Below are 16,872 nucleotides of genomic sequence, written 5' to 3' on the forward strand. Positions count from 1 at the left end.
CCTGGGAAGCGCCATGATGCCACAACCGGCGACTCCAGGCAAGGGGCCGCGCCGCGGGTCAGGTCAGGCCCAGCAGGGGGCAGATGAGGCGCAACGTGAGCCAGATGAGAGCCGCGCCGACGACGTCGAGGAGCACGCCGGCGCGGATCAGGTGGCGCAGGGGCACGAGGCCCGTCGCATAGACCATCGCGTTGGGCGGGGTCGAGACCGGCAGGGCGAACCCCAGGCTCGCCCCCAGGCAGGCGCCGAGGGCCGGCGGCACCGGCGGCAGGTCCGCGGACCGCGCGATAGCGATCACGAGCGGCACGAGCATGGTCGCCGCGGCGGTGTTCGAGGTCAGCTCGCTGAGGAGGACCGCGGCGGCGATGGCGGCGGCGGTCAGGCTCCAGAGAGACGACACCCCGAACCACTCGACGACGCCGCGGCCCACCGCGTCGGACAGCCCCGTCTTCGTCATCAGCTCGCCGAAGGCCAGTCCTCCGCCGAAGAGCAGGATCGTTCCCCAGTTGATCTCGGCCGCCTCCCGCCAGGAGAGGGTCATGATGCCCGCCTTCCGGTCCACGGGGAGCACGAAGAGCAGCCCCGCCGCCAGGAGCGCGACGAGCTCGTTGGGAAGGTGGCGGGCCAGCCAGGCGGCGGGGGCGCTCGCCGGGCCGATGAGGGCCCCCAGCAGGCCGGGTCCGATCCAGAGAAGCAGGGCGACGCCGAACGCGGCGGCGGCGTTGATCTCGCCCCTCGTCCATGGACCCATCGCCGCCCGATGCTCCCCGAGGTACCGGTCCAGCCCCGGCACGACGGGCTCCGACGCCGGGTGCAGCACTGCCAGCAGGGTCCAACTGGCCAGCAGCAACGCGACGGCGAGAGGGACGCCGAAGAGGAGCCAGGTCTGAAAGGGGATGGCCACGCCGGTTTCCTGCGCGATCAGGCCGGCGCCGACGAGGTTCGGCGGCGTGCCGACGATCGTGGCCGCGCCCCCGGCCGTCGCGGCGTAGGTGAGGATCAGGAGGAGGCCGGAGCGGTACCGCTCCAGGCCGGCCGGCTGCGAGGCCTGGAGCGTCGCGAGCAGGCCCTGGGCGACGGGGAGCATCATGGCCGCGGTCGCCGTGTTGCTCACCCACATGGAGACGAGCGCGGTGACCACGCCCACCGCGAGCAGGATGCGCGGGGGGCGCGCGCCCACCCAGGCGAGCGAGAGCACGGACACGGCGAGCCGACGGTCCAGGCCGTGGGCCGTCATGGCTCCCGCCAGGAAGAAGCTCCCGATGAACAGGAAAATGATGGGATGGGCGTAGCCGGCGAAGACGCTCTTGACCGAGCCCAGGCCCGCGACGACGCAGAACGCGGTGCCGAGCAGCGCGGTGACGGGGAGCGGGATCGGCTCGGCCACCCAGTAGCAGACCACCCAGGCGAGGATCGCGGCGAGCCGATGGGCCTCCGGTGACAGCGAGGGGAGCGGCGCGAGGAAGATCAGCAGGGCCGCGGCGGGGCCGGCCAGCAGGCCGGCGAGCCGTCCCGCCCGTCCCCCCGTCGGCGCGGCGGACGCCCCGGGGGGCGAGGGGGCGGGTGCCGGCATCGGGGGCCGGCCCTACGGCCTCGCGGCCGACGTGGCCGGGTCGGCGGGGCTCTTGCGGACCATGAAGACGGCCACCATCAGGACCATCACGACGCCGACGTTCAGCGCGATGTCCATCAGGTAGCGCTGGAACAGCTCGTCCGACACGCCGGTCAGGTGCGCGAGCTCCGCGCCGGCCGTCAGGATGCGCCGGATCGAGGCGATGATGCCGATGTTGAGGAAGGGCTCCAGCGTGATGATGTCCGTCTGGAGGAAGCGCACGATCGTGCGGAAGAGCTCCAGCAGGATGATGACGAGCAGCAGATCGTTGACGAGGGTCAGCGCGGCGGGGAGGAAGGTGCCGCGGGCCGCCAGGATGAAGGTGCCCCAGCTATAGACGAAGATCAGCATCCCGAGGAAGAGGAAGCTGAAGCCCGCGGTGACGTAGCCCCAGCGGTCGAGCCACCGCATCCAGGACACCCACCGCTTCATCCTCTCGTCGCTCGGCTCGGCCATTCAGGCGTTCCCCGAGGGGCCCGATTGGCCGAGCTGGTCGGCCGCCGCGCCACGCAGGTTCCCGAACCGCAGGTCCCGCATCGAGTCCAGCGTCAGGGAGTGGCCGCAGCAGCGGATCTCCTTGAACCCGGCGCCCCCCTCCATGATCATGACGCGCAGGCCGCAGGAGTCCGGAAAGCGCTTCTTCTCGTCCAGGACGATGCCCGGCAGGAGCATGTCGCGCTTGCGGCCGTGCGTGGAACCGGGCTTGGTCACCACGTCCTCCTCGGTCAGCTCGTGGTCGCAGCAGACGATCTTCTCGAACCCCTCGCCGCCGCCCATGACCTTGACCATGAGCCCGCAACTGCCCGGATGCCGCTTGTGCTCGTCGATGATGTCGCCCTTCTTGACGGACATGGTCAGTTTCCGCGTGAGCGGTGCATGGCTGATTGAGGATTGACTCGTTGCGGGATCGTTGATCGAAGGATTGGTCCGAGGCGCACTCTCCGATGCCTCGCTCCCTCGACCATCAACCGTTCAACCCGGCGATCCACCATTCCTCGCGGCGGCCTCGATCCCCCGCCGCTCGTCCACCGCGCGCAGGAGCAGGAGCCCGAGCGCGAAGAACAGGGCCATGGAGAAGACGGCCCAGCGCTGGCTCCCGGCCCAGACCGTGACCTCGCCGTACACGAGGGGGCCGATCACGGCCGCGAACTTCCCCGTCACCGAAAAGAAGCCGAAGAACTCCCCCTGGCGGCCGGCCGGGGTGAAGCGGCCCAGCAGCGCGCGGCTCGTCGCCTGGTTGGCCCCGAGCACCGCGCCGGCCGCCAGCCCGATCGCGTAGAACTGCGCGTGGGTGCGGACCAGCGCCGCCCCGGCGACGAGCAGGATCCAGCAGACCAGGGTGGCCGAGATCGTGCGCGTGAGGCCGAGTCGGTCGGCCAGCAGGCCGAAGCCGGCGGCGCCGACCCCCGCCGTCACCTGCGTGACGAGGAAATAGATAATCAGATCGCCAGGCGAAAAGTCCAGGACTTTGTTCGCGAAGATGGCCGAGGCCACGATGACCGTGTTCACCGCATCCGTATAAATCAGGTAGGCGACCAGGTAGGCGAAGAGGTCGCGGTACCGGCCCACCTGGGTTGCGGTGGCGGCCAGCCGCGCGAACCCCTCGCGCCAGGGGGCGATCGCCGAGCCGGGCTGCGGCGTCGCGCGCTCCGTGAGCCACAGGAGCGTGGGGAGCGCGGCGAGCAGGAAGAACGCGGCCGTGACGGCGAAGCTCAGCCGGTAGGACGCCAGGTTGTCTTCCGCGAAGCCCCCGCGGATGAAGGGATAGGCCAGGGCCAGGGACAGGAGGCCGCCCGCGTACCCGAAGGCCCAGCCGTAGCCGGAGAGGCGGCCCAGGCGGTCGGGCGTCGTGATCTCGACGAGGAAGGCGCTGCAGAAGAGGAAGCCGAGGTCGAAGGCGACATTGGCGATGCCGAACAGGATCAGGCCGGCCCAGACGTCGCCCCGGCCGACGGTCGCGAGCAGCGCCGTGCAACCGACGCAGACCAGGGTGGACCAGCGGAGGAAGCGCCGCTTGCACGCGCGGGCGTCCGCGAGCGCACCGAGCACCGGCGCGAGGATGGCGGCGACGAGCATGGACAGGGCGTAGCCCCAGAACCAGACCCGCTCCGGCAGGGTCTCCCGACCCGGTCCGGCCAGTGGCGCGGCGACGACCTGGACGAAGTAGACGCTGTAGGCGACCGTGACGATGAGGGTGGTGAAGGAGGAGTTGGCGAAGTCGTAGAACGCCCAGGCCCAGAGCTCCCTCCTCGTCGCGGCCCCGGCCGGCTCCCGCGTCACGCCTGGTCCGGGGCGCGTCGCTCGCAGGCGCGGAGGACCTGGTCCCGCAGCGCCCGATGCGTGCGGCTGCCGACGATGGCGCGGGCGGCCACGAGGTCCGCCGGCCGGTAAGGGAGGAGGAACCGCTCCTTGACGCGGGCGATCCGCCGGAGCGAATCCTCGATCCGCGCCTCGGGGACGGCCCCGTCGGTCACCGCCCGCTCCACCGCCTCCACCGCGGCGACCGCGCGGTCGCGGTCCTTGCAGACGAGGAGAATGTCCGCGCCGGCCTGGATCGCCCGCACCGCCGCCTCGCCGACGCCGTAGTGGTCCGTGATCGCCCGCATCTCCAGGTCGTCGGTGAGCACCAGGCCGTCGAACGTCATGCCCTGGCGCAGCAGGCCGGTCAGGATCGCCGGGGACAGGGTGGCGGGGAGCTTCTCATCGAGCGCGGGGTAGAGGACGTGGGCGGTCATCACGGCGGCGAGGCCGCGGGCGACCGCCGCCCGGAAGGGGCGCAGCTCGACCCCCTCCAGCCGCTCGCGCGGGGCGGCGACGACCGGCAGCGCCAGGTGCGAGTCGGCCGCCGTGTCGCCGTGGCCGGGGAAGTGCTTGCCGCAGGCCACGACCCGGCCGTTCTGCAGGCCGAAGACCGTCGCCAGCCCCAGCTCGCAGACCAGCTCGGGGTCGCCGCCGAAGGACCGGTCGCCGATGATCGGGTTGGCGGGGTTCGTGTCTACGTCCAGCACCGGCGCCATGTTCATGGTGATGCCGACCGCCCGCAATTCCGCGGCGGTGACGGCGGCGGCCGCGTAGGCCAGCTCGCTGGACTCGCAGCGGGCCAGGCGGCGGCAGGCGGGGAAGATCGTGAACTCGGCGGGGAGCCGGCAGACGCGGCCGCCTTCCTGGTCGATCGCCACCAGCAGCGGCGGGCGCGGGGCGCGCCGCTCCAGGTCGTTGGTCAGCGCGACGATCTGCTCGACCGACTCCAGGTTCCGGGAGAAGAGGATCACGCCGCCCGGCTTGCACGTGGCAAGCAGCTCGGCGACCTCGGGCGTCACCGCCGTACCGGTGAACCCGAGCATGAAGAGCTGGCCGACCCGTTCGCGCAGGGAGGCCACCGGCGCTCAGCCTTCCGCCTCGTTGAGCAGGTACTGGACGAGCAGCCGGGTCCCGATGCCGGTCGGCCCCTTCGAGACGTAGGCCCGCTCGCGCTCGCTCCAGTCGGTGCTCGCGATGTCCAGGTGCACCCAGGGGCAGTCGCCGACGAACTTGCTCAGAAAGAGGGCCGCGGTGATCATGCCGCCGCCGCGCCCGCCGATGTTGCGCATGTCGGCCACGTCGCTTCGGAGCTGCTCGAAGTACTCCTCCCAGAGCGGCATCTCCCAGACCCGCTCGCCCGCCGTCCGGCCGGCGTCCTGGACCCGGCGCTTGAGCGCGTCGTGGTTGCCCAGCATCCCGATCGCGAACTGGCCGAGCGCGACCATGCAGGCCCCGGTGAGCGTGGCCACGTCGATCAACGCGGACGGCTTGTAGCGGGTGGCGTAGGCGAGCCCGTCCGCGAGGATCAGCCGCCCCTCGGCGTCGGTGTTCTGCACTTCGACCGTCTTGCCCGCCATCGTCCTGACGATGTCGCCCGGCTTGATGGCCCGCCCGCCCGGCATGTTCTCGGTGGCCGGCAGGATGCCGACCAGGTGCAGCGGCAGCCGAAGCCGCGCGGCGGCCCGCACCGAGGCCAGCACCTCCGCGCCGCCGGTCATATCGGCCTTCATCTGCTCCATGTTCTCGGAGGGCTTGAGCGAGATGCCGCCCGTGTCGAAGGTGATGGTCTTGCCGACGAGGACGATCGGACCGCGGTCCCTCCGGGCGCCCGTGCCCCTGTATTCCAGCACGATGAACTTGGGCGGCTCGTGGCTCCCCCGCGCGACGCCGAGCAGCGCGCCCATGCCGAGCCGCTCCATGTCGCGCCGCTCCAGGATGCGCAGGCGCACGCCGCGCTCCCGGGCGACGGCCCGCGCCTCCTGCGCGATCCGCGTCGGCGTCATCACGTTGGCGGGATGGTTGCAGAGGTCGCGCACGTAGGCGGTCGCCTCGCCGCTCGCCCGCCCGCGCGCCGCGCCGATCTCCAGCGCGCGGCGCCGGTCCGCGCGCGGCTCGACGATCGTGATCGCCGCGAGTCCCTTCTTCTTGCGGTCCTCGCTCCGGTATTCGGTGAACCGGTAGGCGCCGCAGATCGCCCCCTCCACCATGGCCTGGGCGAGCTGGGCGGCGGTGACGCCGTCGAGCCCATCCCCGATCACCGCCGTCGTGAACGAGCAGGCGCCGGCCTGCGTGACCCGCTTGGCGACGGTCCCCATCGCCTGGCGGACCGTGTCGAGCCGCCCCTCCTTTTTCTTGCCCAACCCGACGAGCAGGACGCGCTTGGCGGGCAGGGCGCCCCTCGTGTGCACCAGGGCGGTCTCGTTCGCCTGGCCCGTGAATTCACCGGACTTGAGCAGATCCTTGAGTCCGCCGCCGAGCGCCCGGTCCACCCGGGCCGCTTCGTCTCCGAGAGGCGTCTCCCCCTCGAAGTGGCCGAGCACCAGCGCCTCGGCCGCCTCCTTCTCCACCCGTCCCTGCTTGACCCGCACATCAACCGCGTTCATTCCGTCGCTTCTCCTCTCCTGTCGGTCTTCACGCCATCGTCCTCAATCGGCAATTCTTCCCGCTGCCCTCATACGCCCCGCATGTCCGGCGCCCAGACGTGCTTGTGAAGTTGGAGCTGGAACCGCACCGGCAGCCGGTCGGCGAGGATCCACTCGGCCAGGAGGCGCGGGTCGAGCGCGCCGAAGACCGGCCCGAACAGGACGAGGGCCCTGCGGTCCAGGCCCAGGCGCCTGACGGTCTCGGCCGCCCACTCGTAGTCGGCCCGGTCCTTGATGACGAACTTCACCTCGTCGCCGGGGCGCAGGCGCTCCAGGTTCGCCCAGTCCATGCGGTCGGCCATCCCGCTGCCGGGGCACTTGACGTCGAGGATCACCCGGGCCCGCCGGTCCACCGGCGTGATATCAACGGCCCCGCTGGTCTCGACGAGCACCTCGTACCCCTCGTCGCAGAGGGCCGCGATCAGGCCGAAGGCCTCCGGCTGGGCGAGCGGCTCGCCGCCGGTGACCTCGACGAGCGGGCAGCCGTAGGCGCGCACCGCGCCAAGGACCTGCGCCGCCGTCAGGTCGGCGCCGCCGTGGAAGGCGTAGGCCGTATCGCACCAGGTGCAGCGGAGCGGACAGCCGGTCAGCCGGACGAAGACGCAGGGCCGCCCGGCGTGGCTGGATTCGCCCTGGATGCTGTGGAAGATTTCCGTAATACGCAGAATCGGTGATTGAGCCATTGGGAGATCAGCGATGAAGCGATCGACACTCTCTCGATCGTTCAACCCGCTCACGCCCACTTTGCGACCGGCCAGCCCTGCCGGCGGGCGATCCGCGCCATGCCCCGGATGGGGTTGACGACGCGGGGGTGGCCGACCAGACGGAGGATGTCCACGTCGCCGGGACTGTCGCCGTAGGCATAGCTCGCCGCGAGGTCCAGCCCGTGCTCGGCGGCGAAGGCCTCGATCAGGTGCCGCTTGCCGTCGCCGTAGGGGACGGGCGGTCGCAGCCGGCCGCTGTACACCCCGCCGGTTCGCTCCGGCTGCGCCGCGAGGACGCTCGGGACGTCCAGGTGGACGGCGAGCGGGGCGATGAGAAAATCGAGCGAGCCCGTCACGAGCACGACATGGTGACCGCGGTCCCGATGGCTCCGGAGCACGGCCAGCCCCTCCCGCGAGAGGCGGGGGCGGACGACACGGTCGAAGAAGGGCGCCGCCAGGGTCTCGATCGAGTCCGGTCGCTTGCCCGTGAGGTAGAGCTTGCGTTCGCGGAGCGGGTGCAGGCTCACCGGCGGCATCTGCCGCAGGAGGAACCAGAGGCTGCGCGCGCCCTCGCCCGCGCCGACGACGCCCCGCCGCCAGAGGAAGCGGAAGAAGCGGACCTCGATCGCGAGGCCGGGGATCAGCGTGTTGTCCACGTCGAAGAAGGCGCCGACGTTGGTGCCGGTCGCGCGGGAGCCTGTCGTCGCGGGCTGGAGCATGGGACCTCGTCAGGGGGCCGGCCGCGAGGGTGCGGACCGGTCCGCCGCGCCGTCGTTCCGCCTCGGGCGAGCGAGCGATTGTACCGGACAGGCCCTTGATTGACAAGCATTTCCGGGCCCTCCTATAATGCCGCCGTCGCCGAAGTGGTGGAACTGGTAGACACGCACGTTTGAGGGGCGTGTGGGGAAACCCATGCGGGTTCGAGTCCCGCCTTCGGCACCATCCCTCCGCTTCTCCCGGCCGCGACCCCAGGTCGCTCCGCCCGTCCTCGACGGTTTCCCCTCTCCACGTCCCGTTTACTTTTCGCTCCGCGGAGCGTAGGCTCCTGGCTCCCGGCCCGAGGTGGATGAGACGAGAAGGAAGCCGGGGGGGAGGAGTCGCCGGCCGTGAGAGATCGATCGCCCCGACCGCCGACGCGCCCCCTGGCTGCCGCGCGGCTGTTGGCGGCGGCGCTGACGGGACTGGCCGGCTGCGCCTCCGAGTACGTGCGGGAGCCCCATCCCTCGACGGGCCTGTCGCTCGCGGCGGATCTCGCGACCGCGGTCGAAGACCGCTCTGAGGACCCGGCGCTCGACGCCTCCACCTACACGGCCCTGGAGCGGGCGGCGGATGTCACGAACATGGCCGCCTACTGGGTCCGGCTCACGGCCGTCGCGCCGGTTTGGCTGACCGTCGTGGGCACCGTCGGCCTCGTGGAACAGTTGGCGTTGCTCCCGGTCAACCTCCTCTGGGTGCCGGTCACGGGCCATCCGGTGATCGGCCTCGACGCCACCGAGCGGCACTTGAACCTCGTCGGCCTGCCCTTCATCTGCCTGACCTACCCGCCCGAGCTGCACCATCCCGAGGTGCAGGACGCGGACCTCGCCGAGGCCCGCTCCCACTGTTGGGGCGAGGTCATGCGGGCGGCGGTGGGTGAGGCGAGCCAGTGAGGGCACCCGGGGCGGTGCACGATCGGGGCCGCGAGGGTGGCGACGAATCCGGACGTGTACCCCCACGATGGTGGAGCTTCCCTGCCGTGGCCCTGCTGGTCCTGGCCGCCTGCGCCGAGCCGCCGGCCAAGGGGCCCGCACCCCCAGCGCTCGTGCGGCCGCCGGGGATCGCCACGCCGGACTACTGGCGGGACGTCAAGCCGATCCTCGACCGCCGCTGCGTCGTCTGCCACGGCTGCTACGACGCGCCCTGCCAGCTCAACCTGAGCGCCTACGAAGGGCTGGCGCGCGGCGCCCACAAGAAACGGGTGTACGACACGACCCGGTTGCGCCTCGCCGAGCCGACCCGGCTGTTCGAGGATGCGACGACGGTCGCGCAGTGGCGCGGGAAGGGGTTCTACCCCGTCCTGAGCGAGCCGACGACGTCCGGCGCCCCGCCGGGGCCCGGCGTGCTGGCGCGCATGCTCGCGCTCAAGCGGCAGCATCCCCTGCCCGCGACGTCGCCGCTGCCGGACTCCTTCGACTTCGCCCTCGACCGCAAACAGCAGTGTCCCGCCGAGTCCGAGTTCGACGACTTCGCCGCCCGCTTCCCGCTCTGGGGCATGCCCTACGGGCTGCCGGGCCTGAGCGACGACGAGCAGGCGACGCTCGCGGCCTGGCTCGCGGACGGCGCGCCGTACCGGGAGCCGCCGCCTCGGGCGCCCGCTTACGAGGCGCAGGTGCGGGAGTGGGAGCGCTTCCTGAACGAGGGCAGCCCGAAACACCGGCTGATGAGCCGCTACCTCTACGAGCACCTGTACCTGGCCGACCTCTACTTCGACGACCTGCCCGCCGGGCCCTGGTTCCGCCTGGTCCGCTCCCGCACCGCGCCGGGTGAGCCGATCGCCCGCATCGCCACGCGCCTGCCCTACGACGACCCCGGCCCGGGGCCGGTCTACTACCGGCTCGAGCCGGTCCGGACGACGATCCTGGCGAAGACCCATGTCCCCTACGCGTTCGGCGAGGCGCGCCGCCGGCGCTACCGGGAGCTCTTCCTGGACCCCGACTATGCCGTGCGCGCCCTGCCGACCTACGAGCCGGACGTCGCCGCGAACCCCTTCGTCGCGTTTAAGGACCTGCCGGTCCGCTCGCGCTACAAGTTCCTGCTCGACGACGCGGGGCTCTTCGTCATGATGTTCATCAAGGGGCCCTCCTGCCGCGGGCAGATCGCGCTCGACGTGATCGACGACCGGTTCTGGATCTTCTTCGTCAACCCGGACAGCGACGTGCTGGAGGACAGCGCCGAATTCCTGGCGCGCGAGAGCGGGCATCTCCGGCTGCCCGCCGAAGGACAGACCGGCCGGCTGGGGCTCGTGTCCTGGCTCCGGTACTCCCGGCTGCAGACCGAGTTCCTCAAGGCCAAGCAGGCCTACCTGGCGACGCACCGCGCGCCGGGCGAGGTCGCCCATCTGCGGAACATCTGGGACGGCGGGGGGCGGAACCGGCACGCCGCCCTCACCGTCTTCCGCAACGAGGACAACGCGGCGGTCGTGCCCGGGCTGGTCGGGGCGAATCCGAAGACCTCGGTGATCCTCACCTATCAGTTGCTGGAGCGGATCTACTACCTGCTCGTCGCCGGCTACGATGTCTTCGGCTACATGGGCCACCAGCTCGACTCGCGGCTCTACATGGACTTCCTCCGGATGGAGGGGGAGTTCAACTTCCTGATCCTGCTGCCCAAGGCCCTGCGCGAGAGGGAGCGGGACTTCTGGTACCGGGGCGCGCACCAGTCGGTGAAGGACTATGTGTACGGCAGCCGCATCCACTACGACGCGGAAAGCGCCGTGCCCTACCGCACGGACGACCCCAAGGCCGAGCTGTTCGCCCTCCTGCGGGAGCGGCTCGGCGGCGCGCTGAATCGGGACTACGACCTGGCGGGGGAACCGGACGCGGCCGTCCGGGCGCCGCTCGAGGCGCTGGCCGCCCTGCGGGGCCGGGCGCTGGCTTGGATGCCGGAAGTCGCCTTCCTGGCCGTCACGGAGCCCGGCGCGACGGCGGCGCGGGCCGAGCGGATCTACACGCTGCTCCACGACGACGGGTACAGCAACATCGCCTCGCTTTTCGACAAGGAGGCTCGCCGCCTGCCGGACGAAGACGGCCTGACCGTCGTGCGCGGGTTCATCGGGGCCTACCCCAACGCCGTCTATCGGGTGAGCCGGCCCGACCTGCCCGCCTTCGTCGCGGCGGTCGCCGGGTTGTCGAGCGAGGCGGACTACCGGACGCTCGCCGCGCGGTGGGCGGTGCGGCGGACGAGCCCGGACTTCTGGGACCAGAGCGACCGGCTCCACCGGGCCTACCGGGACCTCGCGCCCATCGAGGCGGGCCTGTTCGATTACAACCGGCTTGAGAATCGGTGAGGGGAGGAGCGGCGGCGCCGACTACGGCTTCGCCTCGCCGGGCGGCTCGCCGGAACCGTTCGGATAGACGAGGATCGCGATGCGGCGGTTGGCGGCCCGGCCCTCCTCCGTGTCATTGGAGGCGATCGGCCTGGTGTCGGCGTAGCCGGCGGCCCCCAGGCGGGCGTGGTCGAGGCCGCTGTGCTCGGCCAGGCGGCGCAGCACGCTCGTGGCCCGGGCCATGGACAGCTCCCAGTTGGTCGGGTACCGTTGGCGGAGCCGGCTGCCGATGGGGACGTTGTCCGTGTGCCCCTCGACCACGACCCGCCCGCCGCCCAGGGCGTGGAGGATGTGGCCGATCCGTTGGAGGACCTTCGCGCCGGCCGGTGCGATCTCCACCTGCCCCGGCTCGAACAGGAGCCGGTCGGCGAGCGTGATCGTCAGGAGATGTCGGTCCTGCCGGACGCGAGCCAGGCCCTCGGCGATCTCCGCCGCCAGGGCCCGGGAGAGTTCGGCCGAAGCGGCCTCTTGCCGTCGCGCCTCCTCCTCGCGGGCGGCGCGCTCGCGCTCCAGCCTCGCCTGGTCGGCCTCCCTGGCCTTGAGCAACTCGTCCCGTTGCTGGATGGAGGTCCGCAGCGTCTCCGTCCCGGCGAGCAGCTCGTCCCGTTCCCGCTTGACTCGCGCGAGATCCTCCCCCAGGCCCTTGAGCTCGGCGGTCAGCGCGGCGATGCGCTCCTTGGCCTTCTCCAGGTCGTCCATGAGCGCCGCGACCCGGCTCTGCAGCGTCTGGCGGTCGGCGAGGTGCTGTCGCAGCTTGGCGATCTCCTGGTCGCGCTCCTCGAGCCGCTTCTGCAGGTCGGCCGCCCGTGCCGCCTCGGTTTCCAGCTCGCCGGCCCGCTTCTGCAGCCTGGCGACCTCCTCCTGGGCCGTCGTCGTGCCCGACATCAGCTTCTGCTTTTCTTCCCGGAGGGTGGCGAGCTTGACCTGTTCCGCCGCCAGCTTGGTCTCCAGGTCGCGGGCCTGGTTCTTGGCCTGGGTGAGGGCCGTGACCGTCTGTTCCTTCTCCTTCTCCAGCGCGGTGATGCGGGCGCGGGCGTCGGCCAGCGCCTTGGCGGAGCCGGCCAGCTCCTGCTGCGCGGTGTCCAGGCGGCGCTGGAGGTCCTCCGCCTTGTTTTTAAAGAGGTCGCGCTCCCGCCGGAGCTCCGTGCCGACGCGCTGGCCTTCCTCGGCGTCGGTGCGCAGCTTGTCGAGCTTGCCCTGCAGCTCCTGGCGGCCCTGACGCTCGGCGTCCAGCGAGGCCGTGAGGGTCTCCAGGTCCTTGGTGAGCTTGGCGTTCTGCGCCTGCGCCGCCAGCAGCTCGTTGCCGATGCGCGACGTCTCCCGCTCCAAGGCCTCGATCTGCGCGCGCGCGACCTTCTGAGCCGCCTCGAGGGTCGCGACGGCCTCCGCCGTGATCTTGCGCGCGGCCTCCAGGTCGGCGGCGGTCTGCTGATATTGCTCCCTGGTGACGCAGCCCGCCAACAGCAGGCCCGCCGCCAACGGCGCCAATCCCCATCTCACGGCGAAACGCGTCATCGCGGCTCGCTTCCCAGGAAACGGATGTAGGCCACCACGTCGCGGAGCTGCTCGTCGTTGAGGATGCCTCGCCAGGCCGGCATGGTCGAGCCCTTGCCGTCGGCGATGATCCGGAGCAGTTCTTCGTCCGTCAGCCGGCGGACGTCCGCCGACACGAGCTTCGGGGCCGGGGGCGAGGTGGCCTTGGCCATGGGACCGTTCCCCAGGCCTCGCGTCCCGTGACAGACCGCGCAATACTGCTCATAGGGGCCTCGCCCCTTGGCGGGATCGACGGCCGATTGTCCCCACCCGGGCGGGGAGGGCCACAGGCCGGACAGGAGCAAGCCGGCCGCCGCCACCACGAGGAATCCTCTCATGGCGCGAGCCACGGCGCGTCTCTCGGGTCGCATCCGGCCCATGTTACCCGATTTGCCTCCTTCGCCGCAGGCCCCATGGCTCAGGACGGTCGTGGAGCATGGCCGTTGCTCCGAAAGGGGGAACGGTCCTACGCGGTCGGCTGTCGGAACTCAGGGAGCGCGGGAGGGGGGGCGAGGGGACGGGCCGACGCGCAAGCGCCGGCCCGCGTCCAAGTTGCGAGGAGCTCGACCCCGGGAGTAGGGGCCGGGCGTGATCCCGTCCGTTACTTTCCGCCCTTCGTATCCTTCTTCTCGTCCTTCTTCTCGCCGCTGCCGAAGAACTTCGGCTTCTTCGTGTCCTTGCCCTTCTTGTCCGTGGGGGCCGGGGCCGGGGCCGGGTCACCGGCGAAGGTGAAGGTCGCGGTCCCAAAGCTCAACATCACCGCCAATGCCAATAGGCCAGCAAGCTTCTTCATCTCTCGCTCCTCCTCCTGATGATCTGCCGCCAGGTGCTGCGCCCGCCCGTTGCGGCCGAGCCCTGGTTGTCCGAACACTGCCCTCTCGTTACTCCCCTCCGAACGGCTCCTCGCGGGCTTGGAGCCCCTTGCGGGCCCCTGCGGGAGAGAACCGGCAAGGCCGCGGGCGATCCCTGGGCCGGATCCCTGTGGCTGGCGTGGCTGTTGACCTGGAACGAAGGGGGGACGCACCGCGTGGCGCGTCCCCCGCGTGCTTACTTACCGCCCTTGTCGTCCTTCTTCTCGTCCTTCTTCTCATCGGAGGCGTGGGGGCCGCTCGGCTTCTTGTCCTTCTCCTCGGTCGGGGCCGGAGCCGGATCCCCCGCTTGCACGTAGGTCACGGTGCCGAAGGTGAGTAGCATCGCGAGCGCCAGAAGTCCAGTGATTTTTTTCACGGTCTCCTCCTTGAAAGATGTGAATTGAGTGGTTGAGAGATGGAGCTTGCCCCGTTTGGCAGTGAACGGGATTTGACAGAGTGTCTGACCAAGCAAGAGCCGAGCCAGGCGTCCCTATCCCTCGGGCTGGAGAAAACATGCAATGAATTCACATTAATTCAAAGGTGGAGAGGAGCGATTTCCCCCTTGCCCAGGGGAAGGGGGGGACAACCTGTCCCGAACAGGATAAGTTGTCCGCCGCGTTCCCACCGACAGCGCCCGGGCCGGGCCGACCTGGGGGCCCTCCAGGCTGACGCCGTCGGCTCGGTTGCGGACGCCGCGGACAGCGGGCTCAAGATCAGGCTGGTCCAGAACGGGGGCCGGTCGCCGGCCTCATGGCCCCTCCACCCTCGAAAGATGGCCCGTTCAGGCCAGGGCCGGCTGCCACGGCACCCGGCGGCTGAAGCTGGCCGTGACCAGGGCGGCCAGGAGCAGCACGGTCGCGACGGCGCCGAGCGTGCGCGCCGGGCCGAGCGTCTCGGCGGCCCAGCCGAACGCCGCCATCCCGGCCATGGCCGAGGCCATGGCGGCCGTGCTGAAGGTCGTGAGGACACGGCCCAGCAGGGGGGCCGGCGTGACTTCCTGCACCATGGCCCAGGCCACGGGGGTGAAGAGCGCGGTGCTCGCGCCGATGACCGCGACGAGGCCCGCGGCGATCAGCGGCCGCTCGACCGCGCTCAGGGCGCCGACCGCCATCCCCCCGATCACCAGGGCCCGGGCCAACATCCGCAGCCGCTCCTCCACGTTCTCCCGCTGCCCTCGTCCTCGACGGGCGAGCCACAGGGACGCGAGCAACATGCCGACGCCCAGCGTGGACCAGAGCCAACCGAGCGTGACGGGCCCGAGCTGCAGGATCTCCTTGCCGACGACGGGCAGCAGGAAGACGAAGGCGCTCGTCGCCGGGCTGTAGAAGGTCGCGGTGACCATCAGGAGGAGGACCCTGGGCTGCTGGACGAACACGAACCGGAAGCCGGCCAGCAGGTCCCGGGCTACGGAGGCGCGTCCCGTCGGGGCCGACCGCGGGATCTCGCGCAGGTGGAGGGGGGCGAGGCAGAACGCCGAGATCAGGAAGGTCGCCGCGTCCACGTAGAGCACGTGCTGGACGCCGATCCACGCGATGCCGAGGCCGCTCACGAGCGGGCCGAGCAGGATGCCGATGTTGGCGGTGCTCTGGATGAGCGCGTTGGCCTCGGTGAGGCGGGCCGGACGGACCAGCAGGGGCACGGCCGCCGCCAGGGCCGGTCCGAACACCGTCGAGACGACGGCCATCAGGAAGACCAGCAGGTAAAGCCGCTCCAACGTGAGGGCGTCCAGCGCGTAGAGCGCCGGGATGAGCACGATCAGCGCCGCGCGGAGCAGGTCCACTCCGATCATGACCGGCTTCTTCGGCAGGCGGTCCAGGTACACGCCGATCAGGGGGCCGAGGAGGAGCGGCGGCGCGGTCTGCAGCAGGCCGATCGTGGCGGTCTTGAGCGCCGAGCCCGTGAGCTCGTAGACGAACCAGAGCAAGGCGACCCGGTTCAGGCCGTCGCCGATCTGGGAGACGACCTGGCCGCTCCAGATCAACCCGAAATCCCGAGTCCTCAGCAGGCTCCGTTGCGGCGGCATCGGTCCTCCCCGTCTCAGGCCCATCGGGCCGCGAGCCCCGGACGCCCTTCGCCCGTCCGGCCCCGGACGCGGGCCGGCGCGACCGAGGCGGCGAGGAGCCGCTCGTACAGGGCCACGTAGTCGCGGGCCATCCGCTCGACCGTGAACCGCTCCTCGAAGGCGCGGCGGCACCGCCGCCGGTCGATCGTGCCGAGGCGCTCGACCGCGGTCGCCATCTCGCCGACGCCCTTGCAGATGAAGCCCGTCACGCCGTCCTCGATGATCTCCGGCGCCGCGCCGCGCCGGTAGGCCAGGACCGGCGTCCCGCAGGCCAAGGCCTCGATGAAGACGATTCCGAAGGGCTCCGGCCAGTCATAGGGACAGACCAGCGCCAGGGCCTCGCCCAGGAAATCGTCCTTCTCGGCGTCGCTGACCTCGCCCAGGTACTCGATCAGGGGGTCCGCCAGCAGGGGCTCGATCACCTCCTGAAAGTAGGCCCGGTCGGCCGGGTCCACCTTGGCGGCGATCCGCAGGGGCAGGCCGACGCGCTTCGCCAGCTCGATCGCGTGGTCCGGGCGCTTCTCGGGCGCGAGCCGGCCGAGGTACGCCAGGTACTTGCCCGGCATGGGGTGGAACGAGTAGAGGTCGCGCGGGAGCCCGTGGTGGACCGTGCCGGCCCAGTTGGCGCCGGGCAGCGGCCGTCGTTGCGCGGCGGAGATGGACACGAGGGCCAGCTCCGCGAACTCCTCGCCGACCGCGACGAGTTCCGGCAGGTCGAGGCGGCCGTGCAGGGTGGTGAGGACCGGCACGGGGCTGCGGCGCGCCAGGGGGAAGGCCAGGCAGTCGAGGTGCGAGTGGATCAGGTCGAACCGCTCGGCCGACCCGAAGACACGCTCCATCTGGAGGATCAAGACCGCATCGGGGTTGCAGACGCCCGTTCGCAGGCGCAGCGCCTCCGAACAGACCGCCTCGAGCCGCGCCGCGGTGCGGGAGTCACCGCTGGCGAAGAGGGTCACGGCATGGCCCAGCCGGACCAGCTCCTCCGTCAGGTAGGAGACGATCCGTTCGGTGCCGCCGTACAGCCGCGGCGGCACGCTTTCCCACAGCGGAGCGAGTTGTGCGATGCGCATGGACGCTCCCTCG

16 protein-coding genes and 1 tRNA gene are annotated in these 16,872 nt (G+C 71.2%); 3 read left to right on the top strand and 14 right to left on the bottom strand.

The window, feature by feature from the left end; genetic code table 11:
- Nucleotides 1-58 precede the first annotated feature (58 nt).
- From AC1U7O_RS05645 to AC1U7O_RS05680, 8 genes are all read right to left on the bottom strand, one after another.
- Nucleotides 59-1,573 (bottom strand): SLC13 family permease, encoded by a 1,515-nt coding sequence (locus AC1U7O_RS05645; RefSeq protein WP_479893643.1) that lies wholly within the window; start codon nucleotides 1,571-1,573, stop codon nucleotides 59-61.
- A 12-nt stretch (nucleotides 1,574-1,585) separates the two neighbouring features.
- Nucleotides 1,586-2,068, bottom strand: coding sequence for a phosphate-starvation-inducible PsiE family protein (locus tag AC1U7O_RS05650; protein WP_479893645.1), 483 nt, complete (start codon nucleotides 2,066-2,068; stop codon nucleotides 1,586-1,588).
- A complete protein-coding gene (locus AC1U7O_RS05655; protein ID WP_479893646.1) occupies nucleotides 2,069-2,464 on the bottom strand; it encodes a hypothetical protein in 396 nt (131 codons plus the stop codon).
- A 120-nt stretch (nucleotides 2,465-2,584) separates the two neighbouring features.
- The gene (locus AC1U7O_RS05660) at nucleotides 2,585-3,892 is read right to left on the bottom strand and encodes an MFS transporter (RefSeq protein ID WP_479893648.1); all 1,308 of its coding nucleotides are present in this window, start codon (nucleotides 3,890-3,892) and stop codon (nucleotides 2,585-2,587) included.
- On the bottom strand, nucleotides 3,889-4,992 hold the full coding sequence (gene nagZ / locus AC1U7O_RS05665; protein ID WP_479893649.1) for a beta-N-acetylhexosaminidase: 1,104 nt from the start codon (nucleotides 4,990-4,992) through the stop codon (nucleotides 3,889-3,891). Before nagZ ends, AC1U7O_RS05660 begins: the two co-directional genes overlap by 4 nt.
- Before the next feature lie 6 nt (nucleotides 4,993-4,998).
- On the bottom strand, nucleotides 4,999-6,516 hold the full coding sequence (locus AC1U7O_RS05670; protein WP_479893651.1) for a leucyl aminopeptidase: 1,518 nt from the start codon (nucleotides 6,514-6,516) through the stop codon (nucleotides 4,999-5,001).
- A 68-nt stretch (nucleotides 6,517-6,584) separates the two neighbouring features.
- Entirely contained in the window at nucleotides 6,585-7,238 is a 654-nt protein-coding gene (gene queE, locus AC1U7O_RS05675) for a 7-carboxy-7-deazaguanine synthase QueE (RefSeq protein WP_479893652.1), read from the bottom strand.
- Between the two features lie 50 nt (nucleotides 7,239-7,288).
- Nucleotides 7,289-7,978, bottom strand: a complete 690-nt coding sequence (locus AC1U7O_RS05680) for an HAD family hydrolase (RefSeq protein ID WP_479893653.1) — start codon at nucleotides 7,976-7,978, stop codon at nucleotides 7,289-7,291.
- Between the two features lie 138 nt (nucleotides 7,979-8,116).
- On the opposite strand from AC1U7O_RS05680, the gene AC1U7O_RS05685 reads away from it, so the two are divergent.
- The 3 genes from AC1U7O_RS05685 to AC1U7O_RS05695 all read left to right on the top strand — a co-directional run bounded on the left by AC1U7O_RS05685 (nucleotide 8,117) and on the right by AC1U7O_RS05695 (nucleotide 11,304).
- Nucleotides 8,117-8,201: transfer RNA gene (locus tag AC1U7O_RS05685), tRNA-Leu, on the top strand.
- 164 nt (nucleotides 8,202-8,365) lie between these two features.
- On the top strand, nucleotides 8,366-8,908 hold the full coding sequence (locus AC1U7O_RS05690) for a hypothetical protein (protein ID WP_479893654.1): 543 nt from the start codon (nucleotides 8,366-8,368) through the stop codon (nucleotides 8,906-8,908).
- Between the two features lie 86 nt (nucleotides 8,909-8,994).
- Entirely contained in the window at nucleotides 8,995-11,304 is a 2,310-nt protein-coding gene (locus AC1U7O_RS05695; RefSeq protein WP_479893655.1) for a fatty acid cis/trans isomerase, read from the top strand.
- Between the two features lie 21 nt (nucleotides 11,305-11,325).
- On the opposite strand, the gene AC1U7O_RS05700 is transcribed toward AC1U7O_RS05695, so the two are convergent.
- The 6 genes from AC1U7O_RS05700 to AC1U7O_RS05725 form a co-directional block, all read right to left on the bottom strand.
- Nucleotides 11,326-12,843 (bottom strand): OmpA family protein, encoded by a 1,518-nt coding sequence (locus tag AC1U7O_RS05700; protein WP_479893657.1) that lies wholly within the window; start codon nucleotides 12,841-12,843, stop codon nucleotides 11,326-11,328.
- 11 nt (nucleotides 12,844-12,854) lie between these two features.
- Complete coding sequence (locus AC1U7O_RS05705; protein WP_479893658.1) at nucleotides 12,855-13,214, bottom strand: c-type cytochrome; 360 nt, start codon at nucleotides 13,212-13,214, stop codon at nucleotides 12,855-12,857.
- Nucleotides 13,215-13,477: 263 nt separating this feature from the next.
- Complete coding sequence (locus AC1U7O_RS05710; protein ID WP_479893660.1) at nucleotides 13,478-13,669, bottom strand: hypothetical protein; 192 nt, start codon at nucleotides 13,667-13,669, stop codon at nucleotides 13,478-13,480.
- 254 nt (nucleotides 13,670-13,923) lie between these two features.
- Nucleotides 13,924-14,103, bottom strand: coding sequence for a hypothetical protein (locus AC1U7O_RS05715; protein WP_479893661.1), 180 nt, complete (start codon nucleotides 14,101-14,103; stop codon nucleotides 13,924-13,926).
- Between the two features lie 405 nt (nucleotides 14,104-14,508).
- Nucleotides 14,509-15,750 (bottom strand): MFS transporter, encoded by a 1,242-nt coding sequence (locus AC1U7O_RS05720; protein ID WP_479893662.1) that lies wholly within the window; start codon nucleotides 15,748-15,750, stop codon nucleotides 14,509-14,511.
- A 14-nt stretch (nucleotides 15,751-15,764) separates the two neighbouring features.
- A complete protein-coding gene (locus tag AC1U7O_RS05725; protein ID WP_479893663.1) occupies nucleotides 15,765-16,859 on the bottom strand; it encodes a glycosyltransferase family 4 protein in 1,095 nt (364 codons plus the stop codon).
- Between the last annotated feature and the right edge of the window lie 13 nt (nucleotides 16,860-16,872).

Source organism: Candidatus Nitrospira neuquenensis, assembly GCF_979578155.1.

Coding starts and splice junctions, on each gene's coding strand:
- AC1U7O_RS05705 (WP_479893658.1), bottom strand. CDS start 13,214: ATGAGAGGATTCCTCGTGGTGGCGGCGGCCGGCTTGCTCCTGTCCGGC.
- AC1U7O_RS05655 (WP_479893646.1), bottom strand. CDS start 2,464: ATGTCCGTCAAGAAGGGCGACATCATCGACGAGCACAAGCGGCATCCG.
- AC1U7O_RS05670 (WP_479893651.1), bottom strand. CDS start 6,516: ATGAACGCGGTTGATGTGCGGGTCAAGCAGGGACGGGTGGAGAAGGAG.
- AC1U7O_RS05645 (WP_479893643.1), bottom strand. CDS start 1,573: ATGCCGGCACCCGCCCCCTCGCCCCCCGGGGCGTCCGCCGCGCCGACG.
- AC1U7O_RS05680 (WP_479893653.1), bottom strand. CDS start 7,978: ATGCTCCAGCCCGCGACGACAGGCTCCCGCGCGACCGGCACCAACGTC.
- AC1U7O_RS05650 (WP_479893645.1), bottom strand. CDS start 2,068: ATGGCCGAGCCGAGCGACGAGAGGATGAAGCGGTGGGTGTCCTGGATG.
- AC1U7O_RS05710 (WP_479893660.1), bottom strand. CDS start 13,669: ATGAAGAAGCTTGCTGGCCTATTGGCATTGGCGGTGATGTTGAGCTTT.
- AC1U7O_RS05720 (WP_479893662.1), bottom strand. CDS start 15,750: ATGCCGCCGCAACGGAGCCTGCTGAGGACTCGGGATTTCGGGTTGATC.
- queE (WP_479893652.1), bottom strand. CDS start 7,238: ATGGCTCAATCACCGATTCTGCGTATTACGGAAATCTTCCACAGCATC.
- AC1U7O_RS05725 (WP_479893663.1), bottom strand. CDS start 16,859: ATGCGCATCGCACAACTCGCTCCGCTGTGGGAAAGCGTGCCGCCGCGG.